We start from the raw sequence: 18,247 nt of genomic DNA on the forward strand, positions 1-18,247 counted from the left end.
TACTCTCCCATAGATTAAATGACCCGATAAGTTTGAATATTAAAATCGGCTTCGCAGTCAAAGCGGGTGCACTGTTTTAATTCGGCTTGTAATTCGGGTGACGCTTTCCAAGCAAATGGCGTCATTTGCAGTAAATCAAACGCTTGTCCATCGACAAGCTGCATTGAATAATTGAGTTTAGCTTGCTCAATCAATTCTAGCCCTGCAAATTCATCCGCTTGTTCTTCGTGCAAGCGCACTTCTTGATAAATACGCTCTCTAAGCTGATACAGGTGTCTTGCGCCCGGAGTGACAGTCACTAAAACTGCGCCCGGTTTTAGGCAACGTAATAGCTCTTCTTGCTTGCTTGGTGCATACACTTTGACGATGGCATCTAGGCTGTGATCGTTAAACGGCAGTTTATAGCTAGAGGCGACGCTAAAGTGGCAATTGGCATACCGTTTTGAGGCATAGCGCACCGCTACTTTAGCGATATCTAAGCCATAAACTTGTGCATTCTCGCCCAAAACATTCGCTATTTCATTGGTGTAATACCCTTCACCGCAACCAATATCTAGGATAGTCGGCTGTTCGCTATTTTCTACAGAATTTGCGATGGACTGCTGCACAGTATTCGCCAGTTGCTGTTGCAGTTTCTGGTAGTGTCCTGATTCTAGGAAAGCGCGACGAGATTGCATCATCTCTTTACTGTCACCGGGATTTTTTGAATGCTTATGGTGCGCAGGCATTAGGTTTACGTAACCTTCTTTGGCTTTGTCGAACATGTGGTTGTTTGAGCACTTAAAAGTTCGAGAATCTAACGTTAAAGGCTGTGAGCAAAGAGGGCAGGCGTAAATCATAATCACTGGAGTCAAAAAATGTTAAGCAGATAGTAGTCGTAATTGGTGAGCGAGACAACGGTTATACAAAGCGCGAAGATAAAATAGAGAGGAAAGTGGCTTCAATTATAAATATGAAGCCACTTAACAGCTTATTGACAGCGAATCGTTGTCGATAAGGTGTAGCTATCACCGGCTTTCACCACTGTGCCTGCTTCTAGGCTCGGTGCATGATGGCTTGACTCGATACAAAGGAATGTTTTGTAGCCGTCATCTTGCATATCGCCCATACCTTTCGCGCCGTCAGCCCAAGGGTTCCAAATTACTGCTGAGTTTGCGCCTTGGTTTTCTACGATGATATCGCGTTTAAAATCAGGGTCACTTAGAGTAATGAGTGGTTTAGGCTGCGTGTAAACGCGATCGATAGTACCGGTCAGAGTCAGCACTTCTTCACCTTGGGTTAGGGCTGCATCGTTTAAGCTATCGATGTATTCAGGGCCCATGCCTCGGGTTTCTACTTTCTCAATATCTGAGAGATTTAGGTAAGTGTGAAGCGCGGCAGAGAAGCGCCAATCAGTGTTGTCGGTATTGGTCATGACCAAGCTTACTTTAAGCTCGTCACCCACCTCTACGTTAAGCACAGCTTCAAATTGATGTGGCCATATAGCTTTCGTCTCTTCGCTAGCGTTAAGACCAAGGCTGATAATAACACCACTGTCATTTTCACGATGCTCAATGAGTTGCCATTGCGCGGTGCGAGCAAAACCATGTGCAGGCGCGGCTACTCGGCCAAACCATGGCCAACATACCGGGATCCCACCACGAAGCGCTGCTTTGCCATCAAAATTAGCTTGTTCGCTCATCCAGATAACTTCTTGCTGGCCTTGTGGAATATAAGAGATGACGTGACCGCCGTGCAGGGTGATTGCTGCGCGTGCTTTTTCATGTATTACGCGGACAATTTTAAGTTGCTCGTGCTGAGCAATAGTGACGTTGTCAGAAAGTACCGTCACTGCGGGGAGTTGATATACATCCATATTGAGTTCTCACAAAAAAGGGCATACCTATGTTTGCGGATTCAACTGCTCAAGTTCTGCGTTGAACTAGCAAATGTTCTTTTGCCCTAAAAATTGACAAAAAAAAGGCGACTCGAGAGCCGCCTTATGCAAATTTCTTAACTAATGCTTACTTAGAGATGTGAGCGATTAGGTCTAGAACTTTGTTTGAGTAACCGATTTCGTTATCGTACCAAGATACAACTTTAACGAAGTTATCAGTTAGAGCGATACCTGCTTTAGCATCAAATACTGAAGTACAAGTTTCGCCGATGAAGTCTTGAGAAACAACTGCATCTTCAGTGTAACCAAGAACGCCTTTAAGAGCGCCTTCAGAAGCTTCTTTCATTGCTGCACAGATAGTTTCGTAAGAAGCACCTGTTTTTAGGTTAACTGTTAGGTCAACTACAGAAACGTTAGCAGTTGGTACGCGGAAAGCCATACCAGTTAGTTTGCCGTTTACTTCAGGAAGTACAACGCCTACAGCTTTAGCAGCACCAGTTGAAGATGGGATGATGTTTTGAGAAGCACCACGACCACCGCGCCAGTCTTTAGCAGAAGGACCATCTACAGTTTTTTGAGTTGCTGTAGTAGCGTGAACTGTAGTCATAAGACCAGATTCGATACCGAATGTGTCGTTAAGAACTTTAGCGATAGGTGCTAGACAGTTAGTAGTACAAGAAGCGTTAGAAACGATGTCTTGACCAGCGTAAGTGTCGAAGTTAACGCCGTTAACGAACATTGGAGTAGCGTCTTTTGAAGGACCAGTTAGAACAACTTTCTTAGCGCCTGCAGTGATGTGCTTACGTGCAGTCTCGTCAGTTAGGAAAAGACCAGTTGCTTCAGCAACAACGTCAACACCGATTTCGTTCCACTTAAGATCTTCTGGGTTGCGCTCAGCAGTAACACGTACAGTGTTGCCGTTTACGATTAGGTTACCGTCTTTAACTTCAACAGTGCCGTTAAAGCGACCGTGAGTTGAGTCGTATTTTAGCATGTAAGCCATGTAATCTACGTCGATTAGGTCGTTAATACCTACTACTTCGATGTCATTACGTTCTTGAGCTGCACGGAATACGAAACGGCCGATACGGCCAAAACCGTTAATACCTACTTTGATAGTCATTATAGTTGCTCCACAACTTATTTTAGATTAATTATAAACTGGTATTGAAGTTACAAAACTCAGTTTCCTTCCGCAATAGATAATCAAGTTTATTTTGTTTAAAGTCAAAAAAAAATACGATCTTATCGTTCATATGATTGCAGATGGTGATTTATTACACTTAATTGACGACGCTGCGTCAAAAAACTGTGCGTTGCGCTACAAACTTCATATTTGAAGCGCAGAATACTAACTATTTCACATAAGTGGAAAGAAGTATGTGCTACAACACGGCGTGAGGCAAGTGTTCAAAACATAAATTTCATTTAACGAAGTAGGACCTGATTTGAGTAACAGTGATAACAAGACGTCTGAGCAACAATGGCGCCAAAAATTAACAAAAGAAGAGTACAGGGTTTGCCGAGAACAAGGCACTGAAGCTCCTTATAGCGGGAAACTATTGCACAATAAAGCCACTGGCGATTACCGCTGTACTTGCTGTGAGTCGCTATTATTTAAGTCTGAAAATAAGTACGACTCGGGCTGTGGTTGGCCTAGTTTTGATGCGCCTGTGTCCAATGAGGCCATCCGTTATATCGAAGACAATAGCTATGGAATGAAACGGGTGGAAATACGTTGCGCCCAGTGTGATAGCCACCTTGGACATGTCTTCCCTGACGGCCCTGTGAGCACAGGTGAACGATATTGCGTGAACTCTATATCACTAAGATTTAATGACAAAATGGATATACAAAATTGAGTGTTTTGCCGCTATTCAGTGAGCAATAACAAGCGTGGAGAGAGACAATGAATCAAGGGACACCGAGCATACAACAGATGGTCGATGCGATTACACCAGAGGCGTATCAAAGGTTAACTTTTGCTGTGGAAACAGGACGCTGGCCAGAAGGCACTGCGTTGAGTGAAGAGCAACGAGCCTATTGCCAGCAAGCGATTATGCTGTATCAAAGCAAGCATAATACGGAGGCTCAGCATATGACCGTAGCCGCTGGTGGGGAGATCAGTTTTAAGTCAAAAACTGAGTTAAAACATCAGTTTAATGAGCAAGAGACGATCACTAAAATAAAAATGAGTTAGACAACCATTTAGGCGCTACTTCTCAGCTGTTACCTGCATTTTTACTTCCGTTTAGCTCAGAAGTCGCCCCCTAAATAGTCAGCGGTATACAGACGTCATTATTATGTAAGGATTTGTAAAGCCACATAAAATTCGATTCAATTTTGTTCATTGAGTCGATATCTGACGTCTGTTATCTAGGGTAAAAATTGATTACAGACTCATTTCGCCGTGCAGTACGCGTTGCATTTGCGTTTTGATCTCTTCATATTTAAGACCTTGGCTCAGTAAAAAGTGCAGTTTTGCCAATGCGGCTTCAGGGGTCATGTCATAACCACTGATTACGCCTGAATCGGCTAGCGCACACCCAGTCGCATAGCCTCCCATATTTACTTTACCTGCCAGGCATTGAGTGAGGTTAACCACAATAACGCCGCGCTCAGAGGCTTCTTTTAGGTGGCCTAATAGCTCAGGATTTTGTGGTGCATTCCCCACGCCAAAAGTTAACAGGATCATCGCGTTGACCGGTTGTCGTAACGTATTGCGAATCACTTCATGGGAAATGCCCGGATACATAGTGATCACACCAATCGGCTGTGGTGTAATGGTGTGTACTTTGAACTCACCAATTGGTTTTGCATCCACTTTAGCGTGTGGGCTGACTTGAATGTTGATTCCAGCTTCTAGCAATGGTGGTAAATTGGGAGAGGTGAAAGCCGAAAAACCATCAGCATGAGATTTGGTACTGCGATTACCACGCATCAATTGGTTATTGAAAAACAGGGTAACTTCATTGATGGGATAGTTCGCTGCAATGTGCAAGGCGTTTAACAGGTTTGCTTGTCCGTCTGAGCGCAATTCAGCGAGAGGAATTTGCGAACCGGTTACGATGACAGGTTTGCTTAAGTTTTCAAACATGAACGACAGAGCAGAGGCGGTGTACGCCATAGTGTCTGTACCGTGCAAAATGACGAAGCCATCGTATTGATCATAATTGGCTTTGATGTCATTGGCGATCTGCTGCCAATCGGCGGGGGTCATGTCCGAAGAGTCAATCAGAGGTGCGTACTCATGAATGGTATAGAGTGGCATTTCTGGTCGATTAAATTCGGGCATACCGGCAAGCTGTGACTCCATAAAACCGGCAACAGGAACGTATCCTTTTCCTGATTTTTGCATACCGATAGTACCGCCAGTGTAGGCAATGTATATGTGTTTTCGTGGGCTATTTTGAGTCATAAATGCAGGCGCTTATTGCAGGTAACGGAATGACGCGCAGTATAGCGGATTTAGTGCGGCAAGCAATGTGAGTTTAAAGGCATAAAAACAAAAAAGCCCAGCAGAAGCTGGGCTAAGAAGTGAGTTTAAATAAGAGAGTTACTCAACCTGACAAGGCAAACATAAAGTGTAATAGCCTTTCGGATCGTTAAATTCACTCATCAAACTGAGGTCTTGCTGGACTTTGCTAGCTAATGGCATCAATGAGCTAGGTAACCAACTATTGATATCGATGCCAGCAGACACAGATATGCGCTTACTAAAGTCTTGCAAGAACTGCTGAGCAGGCGTTAATGATTTTTGTAGCCAATTGAGTGAGTAGGTGTCAATTTTGGCTAAACTTGCCGCGCGAACGAGCGCATCGTCAAAATCACCAATCGAATCAACCAATCCTCTTTCTACTGCATCTTGGCCTGTCCAAACTCGACCTTCGGCAATGCTCTCAACCGCTTTCGGATCCAGATGACGGTTTTCTGCCACCAATCCAGTAAAGCGGCGGTAGCCGTTTTCAATGCCTAGCTGCATAGCACGTTTAGCGCCGTCGTTCATGCCAGCGGTAAGGCCGACACCGGACAGTGGGGAAGTGCCTAAGCCATCGCTGTATACACCGTATTTATTCAAGCCTTTTTCTAAGGTCGTGATGACACTAAAGATGCCAATTGAGCCCGTTAAGGTGGTGGGTTGAGCCAAGATCTCGTCGGCAGACATGGAGATCCAGTACCCTCCGGAAGCGGCAAGGCTAGACATGGATACCACAACGGGTCTATTGGTGGCTTTAAAGGCCACGATTTCATTGCGGATGACCTCTGAGGCAAAGGCACTGCCTCCAGGGCTGTCTACACGTAGAACCAAGGCTTTGACTTTGTCATCAAGGCGAGCTTTGCGAATTAATGCCGCGGTAGTATCACCACCCACTGAACGACCTTGCTGTTTACCGTCCATAATGGCGCCACTGGCGACGATCACAGCAATCTCATTGTCAGAGTGAGCCTCTGGTTGAGCAATCTGATCTTTATAGGTGTAGTAGTCCACAGCTTTATAGCCGTTTTCTTCATCCCCACCAAAAGCATCAATCATTGCCGCGCGAGCTTCTTGACGTGTGGCCAATGTATCGACCATTTTCAGTTGTAGGGCAAGTTGAGCAAGACTGCCGTCTGCACTTTCAAATTCGGCTAAGAATTCATCCATGCTTGGGTTTAGCGTCGCTTTATCAATATGGCGGTTGCGCGCCACATCATCAACATAGGCTCCCCAAAGTTGACCTAACCAAACACTAGCCGCTTCTTTAGCTGGCTTTGACATATTATTACGAGTGAAAGGTTCTACGGCTGATTTGTAGGTGCCCACTTTGAAGACGTGCGTATTGACGTCTAAGTTGTCGAGCAAGGTCTTGTAATACAAAGTGTAAGAGCTATAGCCCTTGAGTAGCACGCCGCCATCAGGAGAGAGATAAATTTTATCAGCGTAACTGGCTAAGTAGTACTGGCTTTGGTTGTAAAAATCACCAATGGCATAAATCGGTTTGCCACTGGACTTAAATTCATTCAATGCTTTAGCGATATAACGCAGTTTTGTCAGATTGGTTTCTGGCATGCGTTTAAGGCTCAGAACTAAGCCTGATACGTTATTGTCACTGGCTGCGTGACGAATGGTTTCACGAATATCATATAAGACATTTTCTTGAGGCATGTCTTTGCCGAGCAAAGAACCGGTGAGAGAGTCCATCGGGTTGACAAAGCTACGGCCTTCAACAATTTTTCCCGATAAATTCAGGACCAATGCTTTTGGCTCTTTGTTCACGACCGTTGCTTGGTCTTTGCTGTCTACTTGAGAAAAACTAAAGTAGATAATGACAATAGCGGCAATAAAGAGAAGGTTTGCTAGGGCAAGGCGAGTAAAGGTAATGATCTTCCAAATACCTTTGATGACCTTACCTATGAAGCGAAACAGTGTTTTCATTATATTCTCCGGCTGATCCTTCAATAATCAGAGAGTGAGGGGATGATTCTTAATGCTAAGTGATAATTGCGATGATCACAAATTACTGAGCGTTAATTATTTAAAAGAGTTAAATAAAATCATAGACCTACAATGGAGTTGTTGTGGGTTAAATTTAGCGTTTTTCTAGTGTGGATATTTCTTGTTCAGAATGTGACGGGAACTTATTTTTGTTATCAATATGTAAAATTATATTTGCTATATTGAAAATTGAGTCTTATCGTGGTCAGACCAGAATACAAAAATCCAACAGGGGATGCTATGTACCCAAACCTTCTTCAACCTCTTGATCTAGGGTTTACTCAACTCAAAAATCGCGTATTGATGGGCTCGATGCATACAGGGCTAGAAGACAGTGTCAAAGGCCTACAAAAGCTCGCTGCTTTTTATGAAGAGAGAGCGAAAGGTGGCGTTGGGATTATTGTGACCGGTGGCTTCTCTCCTAATTTGCGTGGTCGTTTGTATCCGACGGCAGCTCAGTTTAGCCGACCAAAGCACGCTCAAGCACATAAGGTCATAACCGAAGCGGTGCATCGTCATCAAGGAAAAATCGCATTGCAATTATTGCACGCCGGTCGATACGGCTATCATCCCCTTGTGCAAAGCTCAACCGAAGCAAAAGCGCCCATTGCAAAGTTTGCTCCCAGTGAAATGAGTTCACGGCAGGTTAAAAATACCATTGAAGACTACGCCAACAGTGCGGCGCTGGCGAAAGAGGCGGGTTATGATGGTGTCGAAGTGATGGGTTCAGAAGGGTATTTGATCAATCAATTTATTTGTAAGCGCACCAACCATCGTGATGATGAATGGGGTGGCTGTTATAAAAACCGTATGCGCTTTCCCCTTGAGATTGTGAAAGCAATACGTCGCTCCGCAGGGGACGATTTTATCATTATTTTCCGTCTGTCTATGCTCGATCTGGTAGAGGAAGGCAGCACCCTTGATGATGTGATTTTACTGGCAAAAGAGCTAGAAGCGGCGGGCGTGACCATTCTCAATACGGGGATTGGTTGGCACGAAGCGCGAGTACCCACTATTGTCACTTCAGTACCCAAAGGGGCATTTACTTGGGTGACCAATAAAGTAAAACCGCATGTGTCCATTCCGGTCGTGGCGACCAACCGCATTAATAGCCCAGATCAAGCTGAAGAGATCATTGCTCAAGGCGGCGCAGATATGGTGTCGATGGCGCGTCCATTTTTAGCCGACCCAGAATTTGTCCTGAAAGCGCAAAACAATGAGCCGCAATTAATTAATACCTGCATCGGGTGCAATCAAGCCTGCCTAGATAATGCATTTAAGGGAAAGCGTGCCAGTTGCATGGTGAACCCAAGGGCATGTTATGAAACGGAAATGCCGATTGTCAAAGCAACACTACGAAAACGAGTGGCGGTGGTTGGCGCAGGGCCAGCCGGTCTTAGCGCCGCTTTATATTGTGCTAAACGCGGACACAAAGTGCATTTAATCGAAAAGAGCGACCGTATTGGTGGACAATTTAGGTTAGCGATGCAAATTCCGGGTAAAGAAGAGTTTCGTGAAACCATTCGTTATTTTGCCAATCAATTGGATAAATACGATGTCAATTTAGAACTGAACACTGAAGCAACCGCACAAGTGCTCAAAGAATATGATGAAATCATTATCGCAACTGGGGTTAAGCCACGTCAGATAAACATTGAAGGCTTATCAGAGAGTAGCCAAGTTTATGACTACCAAACTCTGATTCGAGAAAAAAGCTATCTAGGAAAGAAAGTGGCGGTGATCGGTGCGGGCGGTGTTGGCATCGATGTGGCAACCATGCTCACTGAGCCTAGTCGTTATTCTTTGCAAGAGTGGATGCAGGAGTGGGGCATAGACCAAGAGTATCAACACGCTGGTGGTTTATATCCGTTTCCAGAGATACATTCGAAAACCGAAGTATGGTTACTGCAACGTAAAGAAGGCACTGTGGGTAAAGGGCCGGGTAAAACGACGGGGTGGGTGCATAGAGCGACATTGCAAAAGCGCGGCGTACATTTACTGGGTGGCGTTGGCTATCAAAAATGGGACGACAACGGTTTACATGTGTCCATCAAAGGTGAACAACACTTGCTCGATGCTGACAGCGTGGTGGTCTGCGCAGGTCAAGAGTCGGTGCGTCCGTTTGAAGATAAGTGGTCAGAAAGAGAAGATCATGTACACGTAATTGGTGGTGCTGAGCTCGCTGGAGAGTTAGATGCGGTTCGTGCGATTCGTCAAGGGTTTGAAGTTGCAATTAAGATTTAGTCTCATTTCGATGTTACACTGATTTTTGTTTTTTTAGTCTAACTTGGGATGCATGATATGGATGCACTGGATCTGTTACTTAATCGTCGCTCAGTGGCGAAACTCTCTCACCCGGCGCCGTGCGGTGAAGTACTGAACAATATTTTGCAGGCGGGGCTTCGCTCGCCTGATCATGGTGGATTAACGCCATGGCGTTTTGTGATTTCACAAGGTGATGGTTTGCAAAAGCTAGCGGACATCTTAGTGTCTGCGGCGACCCAAGCAAACGCAGACGCGAGCGTTATTGAGAAAGTATCCAATGCCCCATTTCGTGCGCCAATGGTGATTACCGTGATTGCCAATACTAAACCTCACCCTAAAGTGCCTGAATTTGAACAATACCTGTCCGCAGGTTGCGCAGTGCAAGCTATGCAAATGGCGGCTGTGGCGCAGGGGTTCCAAGGCTTTTGGCGCTCTGGGACTTGGATGTTTGATCAACACGTTGAAAAAGCGTTCGGTGTAGAAGGCAAAGATAAAATCGTTGGCTTTTTATATTTAGGTACCGCAGATTGCGTTGAAGCCAAAGCCCCGGTGCGTGAGCTGGATAAATTTGTCGAGTATTTATAATGGCCAGTTCAGCACTCTTAGCTTAAGTCACTTATCTTGATTAAGGTCGCTTGCAAGATAATCCTTTAATCATTCTTGCACTTAAAGTACTGGCTATGTATATTTATCCAGTACTTATTTCAACTTAGTTCCCCCTCTATGACTCGACTTTTTGTAGCAGAGAAACCCAGTTTAGGTCGCGCTATTGCCAATGCTCTACCTAGGCCGCATAAAAACGGTCAAGGCTATATCGAATGTGGCAACGGCGACGTTGTGACTTGGTGTATTGGACATCTGCTAGAGCAAGTCGAGCCTGATGCATACGATCCTAAATACAAACGCTGGGATCTGGCTGATCTGCCGATTATTCCTGAACAGTGGCAACTGAGACCTCGCAAAAGTGCAGCCAAGCAGCTAACGGTAGTGAAAAAACTGCTTAAATCGTCGGCACAAATTGTTAACGCGGGTGATCCTGACAGAGAAGGGCAACTCCTTGTTGATGAAGTGTTTGATTACTGTAAGGTCAGCAAAACCAAAAAAGAATCAGCGCAGCGCTTACTCATCAGTGATTTAAACCTAGCAGCGGTAAAACGTTCGCTGACAAATATGCGCAGTAATCGAGAGTTTGTTCCGTTATCGGTATCGGCATTGGCACGCTCTCGCGCCGATTGGCTGTATGGCATGAACATGTCTCGTGCTTATACCTTATTAGGAAAAAAAGCGGGATATAACGGCGTGCTGTCTGTAGGAAGGGTACAAACCCCTGTATTAGGTTTAGTGGTGCGCCGAGACCGCGAAATCGAAAAGTTTGTGCCGCGAGACTACTTTACTTTAGATGCATTAATCCCGTATCAAGACGGCAATCAAGCCTTTGATATTCGAGCCAAATGGGTGCCTAGTGAAGCCTGTGAAAAATGGCTTGATGAAGATGGACGGGTTTTGAGCTTACCATTGGTAGAAAATGTCGCCAATCGCATCAAAGGTCAGCCTGCGGTTGTGGTCAAATCAGAGCAGAAAAAAACGAAGCAAGCGCCGCCATTACCATATTCACTCAGTGCGTTACAGATAGACGCTTCTAAGCGCTATAACATGAGTGCGCAACAGGTGTTGGATTTGTGTCAGTCGCTCTATGAAAAGTATAAAGTGATCACCTATCCTCGTTCGGATTGTCGCTATTTGCCGAAAGAGCATTTTAAAGAGGCGAGATCCGTTTGTGATGCAATTTTAGCCAATGCATCGGATCAAAAAACGGCAGTGGCGAACGCCGATTTATCATTGCGCTCAAAAGCATGGAACGATGCTAAAGTGGATGCTCACCACGCGATTATCCCTACACCGAAAAAAGCCAGCAATCTTCCTGTGCAAGAAGCTAAAGTTTACCAACTTATCGCCACTCAGTATTTAATGCAGTTTTATCCGCCCGCAGAATATGCCGAATCTAAATTAGAGTTTGATATTTTAGGTGGCAAGTTTACCGCCTCTGGTCGTCAGTTATTGCTACCCGGTTGGAAAGTGCTTTTTCCAGCGAAAAAAGACAGCGCCAATAAAGAGTCGCAAGCACCGTTAGTACCTGCTTTGGAAAAAGGGCAACAATTGACTTGCCGAGAAGGTGAAATCAAAAGTAAGCAAACTGAGCCACCAAAACATTTCACCGAAGCAACTTTGCTACAAGCGATGACAGGTATTGGACGTTTTGTACAAGACAGTTCGCTGAAAAAAATTCTACGAGAAACCGACGGCATTGGCACAGAAGCGACTCGCGCAGGCATCTTAGATACGCTGTTTAAACGAGCGCTACTGATGCGCAGTGGTAAATCGGTATTGAGTACTCCCGCGGGGAAAGGATTAGTTGAAGCTCTGCCTGATTTATCCACATACCCAGATCTTACTGCGCATTGGGAAAAGCAGTTGCAAGATATGGCGGAGAAGAAACAAGCGTATCAGCCTTTTATTACTCAGTTGCAGCAACAATTAGCGCAGTTAATGGATACCGCAAAAACAGGCCCAGTTCCTGATTCCTTACGCTCTTTACCAGAAGTGAAAAAACCTGCGTATAAAAAGCGTCGAGCAAGTCGGAAGAAACCATCGGCCAAATCGACGTCGAAACGATAGCAGTGTTGGCTTTTTTATCTGGGCGTTACGCTGTCTTTATGTTTACCCCGTTATCATCGAGCAACTTCGCATCACCAAGCGATGTGTTTTCCATCGTAGTTAAAAAAGCCGCCTGATTGCTCGGCTGTCGAGTGGTCGATAACCTTAACCAATCCTTGTACCGATTCTGTCACCTCAATCAATGCATTGGGGCCGCCCATTTGTGTTCTTACCCAACCTGGATGCAAGGCTAATACGGTGAAATTTTGTGAATTAAGATCGTTATGTAAGCTTTTTATCACAGAATTTACCGCCGCTTTTGAAGAGCGATAAATGTACCCACCGCCAGAGGTGTTTTCAGTCATGCTACCAACACGCGAGGATAAAATCGCGATGCGTTTCTCGGTGCTTTTTTGTAGAGCAGGGTAGAGCGCTTCGACGAGTTTCAGTGGTGCAATGGAATTGGTTTCCAAGACTTTACGCCACTCTTCTACATCTATGCTACCAAAACTGCTGCCTTTCGGGCCGTAGTATCCTGCGTTATTGATTAACAGATCCAACTTTTCAAATTGATTGGCAAAGCGCGTCACGGCCGCATAATCGGTGACGTCTAGTTGTCTGACTCGCAGGTTTTCATAGGTTTCACAAAGGGAGAGTAGTGCTTCGCTGGTGGCTTGAGTACGGTAGGTGGCGACAACATCCACGCCCATTTTCAAATAATGGGTAGTCAGTCCTAGTCCGATGCCGCGATTGGCACCGGTAATTAACACTGTGCGCATAATGACTCCTGTACGCTTTGTTTCTTTTAATAAATTGAGATAGCACTACCGAACAAGCGGAGGCCATCTCATTGTAGTGAGTGGCTACTTCGGCTGAGCATCCACACACAAACCGCTAATATCTTGTGATTGCTCGCTCATTAAATACAAATAAAGCGGCATGATATCTAGCGGAGTTTTAAGTTTAGATGCGTCTTCCGCAGGGTAAGCGCCTGCACGCATTGAGGTGCGAGTAGCGCCGGGGTTGATGGCGTTTACACGTACGTTAGAATTGCTTAATTCATCAGACAGCACTTGCATCATGCCTTCGGTAGCAAATTTAGAAATGGCATAACTGCCCCATAGTGCACGTCCGATATGACCGACGGTGGATGAGGTAAATACAATGCGTCCAAACTCGGCTTTTTTAATCAAAGGCAATAAGGCTTGAGTCATCATAAATTGCGCTTTGACATTGATTTGCATTACTTCATCAAAGGTACTTTCTTCAATCTGATCAAACGGGCTGATCATGCCGAGTACACCCGCGTTATGTAAGAGGCCGTCGAGCCTGCCGTATTGGCCTTCGATGGTCTCTGCCATGTCCACATAGTGCTGTTTGGTCGCACCTTGCATGTCCAATGGGATAATGGCGGGCTCTGGGTAGCCAGCGTTAACGATGTCATCGTAAGTTTGTTCTAGCTTATTCACAGTGCGACCCAATAGGATCACGGTCGCACCGTGTTCGGCGTAAGAGAGAGCGGCTTGTTTACCTATACCGTCACCAGCACCGGTAACGAGAATAACTTTGTTTTTTAAAGCGTCAGTTGCAACGGCGTAATCCACAATCTGAGTCCTTTTGTATGCGGTTTTGATTTAACGAAGATGAATAGAGGGTTACAATACAGCAATATTTATCTTCAGGGACAAGACATTGGAATTTTTGTTAGATTACGGCCTGTTTTTGGCTAAAATTGTTACGTTTGTCGCGGCGATTATTGCGATTTTATTGATTGCCAAATCCACTTCAAGCAAGGCAGGCAGTAAAGGCTCATTAGAAGTGACCAATTTGTCTGAACGTCATGAGCAAAACATTGAATTGATGGAACATCATCTACATGATGAAGCCTTTCTAAAAGCTCGTGATAAAGCGACCAAAAAACAGCGTAAAGAAGAAGAAAAAGCGCGTGAAAAAGAGATAAAAGAAGCAGTAAAAGGTGGAGAGCTAGACTCAATACGCAAACCACATCTGTTTGTTTTAGACTTTATTGGCAGTATTGATGCTAAAGAAGTGACCAATCTACGCGAAGAGATCACCGCAATTCTAGCTTGTGCCCGTGAAGGGGATGAAGTTCTGGTTCGTCTGGAATCTGGCGGCGGTATGGTACATGGCTATGGCCTAGCGGCCTCTCAATTAGATCGCATTAAAGCCGCGAACATTCCTTTGACCATTTCAGTGGATAAAGTGGCGGCGAGTGGCGGTTATATGATGGCGTGTGTGGCAGATAAAATTGTCGGTGCACCGTTTGCGATTGTCGGTTCTATTGGTGTTATCGCGCAAATTCCTAACTTCAATAAATTATTGAAAAAGAGCAACATTGAATTTGAACAAATGACCGCGGGCGAATACAAACGCACATTAACCATGTTTGGCGAGAATACCGATAAAGCGCGTGAGAAATTCAAACAAGAATTGGAAGAGACTCACGTATTGTTTAAAGATTTCATTCGTGAACGTCGCCCTGAACTAGAGCTTGAAAAAGTATCAACGGGTGAGCACTGGTATGGCTCTCAAGCCTTAGAACTTGGCTTGATTGATAAAGTACAAACCTCGGATGATTTAGTCGTAGAAGCGTGTAAAGACAAAACGGTACTTGCGGTTCATTACGTGCAGAAAAAGAAACTGGCTGACAAGTTTGGTAAAGCGGCGGCCGAAGCGACTGATTCTGTATTGTTGAAGTGGGTTCAGCGCGGTCAAAGACCGATTCTGTAACCCTCTTTTATACCCACGTTTAGCCATAGATTAAGTGGTAAACTAAGTACTAGGCTCTAGATTAAAATCTAGAGCCTTTTTATCTTTATTTACGGTCAATCTTCCTTAAACTTTTCTCGCACCATCGCCTAATAACCTCTATAATATGCGCGCTCTCGATAGAGACGCACACGGGCAAAGACCCACAATCTTAAGAAAAAAGCTGGAGTAATTATGTCTTCTCTTTCTCCTGTCATTACCGTAGACGGCCCAAGTGGGGCAGGTAAAGGCACTTTATGTATGATGTTGGCTGAAAAGTTAGGCTTCCAGTTGCTTGATTCTGGTGCGATTTATCGTGTTTTAGCATTGGCTGCGATTCACCACGGTGTGGATATGGAATCTGAAGACGCTTTAGTACCACTTGCGACGCATTTAGACGTGCAGTTTATCGCCCAAGGCGATCTAGTGCAGGTGGTGTTAGAAGGTGAAGATGTGTCCGGTGAACTAAGAAAAGAAGAAACCGGAATGGCGGCCTCTAAAGTGGCGGCACTGCCTCGTGTACGAGAAGCACTACTGCGTCGTCAACGTGCTTTTCAAACTGAGCCGGGCTTAGTGGCCGATGGTCGTGATATGGGAACTGTGGTTTTCCCAAGTGCAGTGGCTAAGATTTTCCTTGATGCAAGCGCGCAAGAGCGTGCCCAAAGACGCTTTAATCAGTTGCAAGGCAAGGGCTTAGAGGTTAGTATTGACCACCTTTTAAGCGAGATCCAAGAGCGCGACTATCGAGATCGCAACCGAGCGGTTGCACCTTTACGTCCTGCGGATGACGCTTTAGTGCTTGATTCTACTGAGCTTTCTATTGAAGAAGTCGTAGAAGAAGCCTTAAAATTTATAGAATCTAAGTTGTCTTGAACGTCTTTTTTTAGACTATCGGGACATCAAGGTACGTTGGTTGCAAGGATGATAACCGGCGAATTTATCAACCCCTCGTGGCAGGATGCCCGTGGACGTTTAAATATTGAAGATCAAATAATGACTGAATCTTTTGCTCAACTCTTTGAAGAGTTTCTAAACGAAACTGAATTCCAACAAGGCAGCATCGTTAAAGGTACTGTAGTAGCTATCGAGAACGGTTTCGTTCTTGTTGACGCTGGCCTTAAGTCTGAATCTGCTATCCCTGCTGAACAATTCAAGAACGCTGCTGGCGAACTTGAAGTTGAAGTTGGTTCTGAAGTAGACGTAGCGCTTGACGCTGTTGAAGATGGTTTCGGTGAAACTCAACTTTCTCGTGAGAAAGCTAAGCGTCACGAAGCTTGGATCGTACTTGAGAAAGCTTACGAAGAAGCTGAAACTGTTGTTGGTATCATCAACGGTAAAGTTAAAGGCGGTTTCACTGTTGAACTAAACGGTATCCGTGCTTTCCTACCTGGTTCTCTAGTAGACGTACGTCCTATCCGCGACACTGCTCACCTAGAAAACAAAGAGCTAGAGTTCAAAGTTATCAAGCTTGACCAGAAGCGCAACAACGTTGTTGTTTCTCGTCGTGCTGTTATCGAATCTGAAAACAGTGTTGAGCGTGACGAACTTCTTGAGACTCTACAAGAAGGTACTGAAGTTAAAGGTATCGTTAAGAACCTTACTGACTACGGTGCATTCGTTGACCTTGGCGGCGTAGACGGCCTACTTCACATCACTGATATGGCTTGGAAACGTGTTAAGCACCCATCTGAGATCGTAAACGTTGGTGACGAGATCCTAGTTAAAGTTCTTAAGTTTGACCGTGAGCGCACTCGTGTTTCTCTAGGTCTTAAACAACTTGGCGAAGATCCATGGGTAGCAATCGCTAAGCGTTACCCAGAAGGTCACAAACTGACTGGTCGCGTTACTAACCTAACTGATTACGGCTGCTTCGTAGAAATCGAAGAAGGCGTTGAAGGTCTAGTACACGTTTCTGAAATGGATTGGACTAACAAGAACATCCACCCTTCTAAAGTTGTTAACGTAGGCGACGAAGTTGAGGTTATGGTTCTTGAGATTGACGAAGAACGTCGTCGTATCTCTCTAGGTCTAAAACAATGTAAAGCTAACCCTTGGCAGTCATTCGCTGAAATTCAAGCGAAAGGCGACAAGGTTACTGGTAAGATCAAGTCTATCACTGACTTCGGTATCTTCATCGGTCTAGAAGGCGGCATTGACGGTCTAGTACACCTATCTGACATTTCTTGGAACGTTGCTGGTGAAGAAGCAGTACGCGAATACAAGAAAGGCGACGAAATCTCAGCAGTTGTTCTTGCAGTAGATGCAGAGCGTGAGCGTATTTCTCTTGGCGTTAAGCAAATGGAAAACGACCCGTTCAACAACTACGTTGCTGACAACAAAAAAGGTGCTCTAGTTTCTGGTACTGTAACTGCAGTTGACGCAAAAGGTGCTACAATTGAACTTGTAGACGGCGTTGAAGGTTACATCCGTGCTTCTGAAGTATCTCGTGACCGTATCGAAGATGCGTCTCTAATCCTAAGCGTTGGCGATAGCGTTGAAGCTAAGTTCACCGGTGTAGACCGTAAGAACCGCGTAATCAACCTATCTATCAAAGCTAAAGATCAAGCTGAAGAGCAAGAAGCAATGGCTTCACTGAACAAAGCTGAAGACGGCGGTTTCGGTAACGCTATGGCTGATGCATTCAAGGCTGCTAAAGGCGAATAATACTTTTTTAATTAAAAGTTAGACGCTAAGAGGGAGCCCAAAAGGCTCCCTTTTTTTGATTTGTGAATGAGGGAAACTATGACTAAGTCTGAGTTAATAGAAAGACTGTGTGCAGAGCAGACACACTTATCTGCCAAAGAAATTGAAGACGCTGTAAAAGAAATTATTGAACATATGGCTGATACCCTAGAAACGGGTGAGCGAATTGAAATTCGCGGCTTCGGTAGTTTTTCTCTTCATTATCGTGAGCCACGCATGGGACGTAATCCTAAAACTGGTGATCAAGTTAAGTTAGATGGAAAGTTTGTTCCTCACTTTAAGCCAGGTAAAGCTTTACGCGAACGTGTAAATGACGGTTTATAATCGAACTCATTAATAAAAACGGCACTTCATTATTGAAGTGCCGTTTTTTCGTTGTTTATCTCGTCCTGAAATGTGGGGGGGGGGGCAGTGTTTTATCGCCACGCTTTGTGATACCAATGGTACTAAATAACGGATCATCCTCGCTTATTAAAGTGCTCGATAACCGGCTTAGAATTTTT

16 protein-coding genes are annotated in these 18,247 nt (G+C 44.9%); 9 read left to right on the plus strand and 7 right to left on the minus strand.

Going from position 1 to position 18,247, the window contains the following annotated elements:
* Window positions 1–14: 14 nt before the first annotated feature.
* From rlmA to gap, 3 genes are all read right to left on the minus strand, one after another.
* Window positions 15–839 (minus strand): 23S rRNA (guanine(745)-N(1))-methyltransferase, encoded by an 825-nt coding sequence (rlmA, locus tag VEZ01S_RS03685; protein ID WP_021712660.1) that lies wholly within the window; start codon window positions 837–839, stop codon window positions 15–17.
* A 131-nt stretch (window positions 840–970) separates the two neighbouring features.
* On the minus strand, window positions 971–1,855 hold the full coding sequence (locus VEZ01S_RS03690; protein WP_021712661.1) for a D-hexose-6-phosphate mutarotase: 885 nt from the start codon (window positions 1,853–1,855) through the stop codon (window positions 971–973).
* Between the two features lie 148 nt (window positions 1,856–2,003).
* On the minus strand, window positions 2,004–2,999 hold the full coding sequence (gene gap, locus VEZ01S_RS03695) for a type I glyceraldehyde-3-phosphate dehydrogenase (RefSeq protein ID WP_021712662.1): 996 nt from the start codon (window positions 2,997–2,999) through the stop codon (window positions 2,004–2,006).
* Window positions 3,000–3,324: 325 nt separating this feature from the next.
* On the opposite strand from gap, the gene msrB reads away from it, so the two are divergent.
* Together msrB and VEZ01S_RS03705 are read left to right on the plus strand one after the other, a co-directional pair.
* On the plus strand, window positions 3,325–3,738 hold the full coding sequence (msrB, locus tag VEZ01S_RS03700) for a peptide-methionine (R)-S-oxide reductase MsrB (protein ID WP_021712663.1): 414 nt from the start codon (window positions 3,325–3,327) through the stop codon (window positions 3,736–3,738).
* Between the two features lie 47 nt (window positions 3,739–3,785).
* On the plus strand, window positions 3,786–4,076 hold the full coding sequence (locus VEZ01S_RS03705) for a YeaC family protein (protein ID WP_021712664.1): 291 nt from the start codon (window positions 3,786–3,788) through the stop codon (window positions 4,074–4,076).
* A 192-nt stretch (window positions 4,077–4,268) separates the two neighbouring features.
* Here the strand turns inward: VEZ01S_RS03705 and ansA are convergent, their stop codons facing one another.
* Both ansA and sppA read right to left on the minus strand, forming a co-directional pair.
* Complete coding sequence (gene ansA, locus VEZ01S_RS03710) at window positions 4,269–5,294, minus strand: asparaginase (RefSeq protein WP_021712665.1); 1,026 nt, start codon at window positions 5,292–5,294, stop codon at window positions 4,269–4,271.
* A gap of 138 nt (window positions 5,295–5,432) precedes the next feature.
* The gene (sppA, locus tag VEZ01S_RS03715; RefSeq protein WP_021712666.1) at window positions 5,433–7,292 is read right to left on the minus strand and encodes a signal peptide peptidase SppA; all 1,860 of its coding nucleotides are present in this window, start codon (window positions 7,290–7,292) and stop codon (window positions 5,433–5,435) included.
* A 300-nt stretch (window positions 7,293–7,592) separates the two neighbouring features.
* On the opposite strand from sppA, the gene VEZ01S_RS03720 reads away from it, so the two are divergent.
* From VEZ01S_RS03720 to VEZ01S_RS03730, 3 genes are all read left to right on the plus strand, one after another.
* Window positions 7,593–9,596, plus strand: coding sequence for an NADPH-dependent 2,4-dienoyl-CoA reductase (locus VEZ01S_RS03720; RefSeq protein WP_040890046.1), 2,004 nt, complete (start codon window positions 7,593–7,595; stop codon window positions 9,594–9,596).
* Window positions 9,597–9,653: 57 nt separating this feature from the next.
* Entirely contained in the window at window positions 9,654–10,202 is a 549-nt protein-coding gene (locus VEZ01S_RS03725) for an NAD(P)H nitroreductase (RefSeq protein WP_021712668.1), read from the plus strand.
* A 138-nt stretch (window positions 10,203–10,340) separates the two neighbouring features.
* The gene (locus tag VEZ01S_RS03730) at window positions 10,341–12,293 is read left to right on the plus strand and encodes a DNA topoisomerase III (RefSeq protein ID WP_021712669.1); all 1,953 of its coding nucleotides are present in this window, start codon (window positions 10,341–10,343) and stop codon (window positions 12,291–12,293) included.
* Window positions 12,294–12,364: 71 nt separating this feature from the next.
* Here VEZ01S_RS03730 and VEZ01S_RS03735 read toward each other — a convergent pair whose 3' ends face one another.
* A complete protein-coding gene (locus VEZ01S_RS03735; protein WP_021712670.1) occupies window positions 12,365–13,051 on the minus strand; it encodes an SDR family oxidoreductase in 687 nt (228 codons plus the stop codon).
* A gap of 84 nt (window positions 13,052–13,135) precedes the next feature.
* The gene (locus tag VEZ01S_RS03740; RefSeq protein ID WP_021712671.1) at window positions 13,136–13,876 is read right to left on the minus strand and encodes a YciK family oxidoreductase; all 741 of its coding nucleotides are present in this window, start codon (window positions 13,874–13,876) and stop codon (window positions 13,136–13,138) included.
* Window positions 13,877–13,964: 88 nt separating this feature from the next.
* Here VEZ01S_RS03740 and sohB point away from each other — a divergent pair, with 88 nt between their 5' ends.
* The 4 genes from sohB (at window position 13,965) to ihfB (ending at window position 18,068) form a co-directional block, all read left to right on the plus strand.
* Window positions 13,965–15,023 (plus strand): protease SohB, encoded by a 1,059-nt coding sequence (gene sohB / locus VEZ01S_RS03745; RefSeq protein WP_021712672.1) that lies wholly within the window; start codon window positions 13,965–13,967, stop codon window positions 15,021–15,023.
* Between the two features lie 213 nt (window positions 15,024–15,236).
* Window positions 15,237–15,914, plus strand: a complete 678-nt coding sequence (cmk, locus tag VEZ01S_RS03750) for a (d)CMP kinase (protein ID WP_021712673.1) — start codon at window positions 15,237–15,239, stop codon at window positions 15,912–15,914.
* Window positions 15,915–16,034: 120 nt separating this feature from the next.
* Window positions 16,035–17,705, plus strand: coding sequence for a 30S ribosomal protein S1 (gene rpsA, locus VEZ01S_RS03755; RefSeq protein WP_021712674.1), 1,671 nt, complete (start codon window positions 16,035–16,037; stop codon window positions 17,703–17,705).
* Window positions 17,706–17,783: 78 nt separating this feature from the next.
* Complete coding sequence (ihfB, locus tag VEZ01S_RS03760; RefSeq protein ID WP_021712675.1) at window positions 17,784–18,068, plus strand: integration host factor subunit beta; 285 nt, start codon at window positions 17,784–17,786, stop codon at window positions 18,066–18,068.
* Window positions 18,069–18,247 lie beyond the last annotated feature (179 nt).

The organism is Vibrio ezurae NBRC 102218 (assembly GCF_000467185.1).
Taxonomy (GTDB): domain Bacteria; phylum Pseudomonadota; class Gammaproteobacteria; order Enterobacterales; family Vibrionaceae; genus Vibrio; species Vibrio ezurae.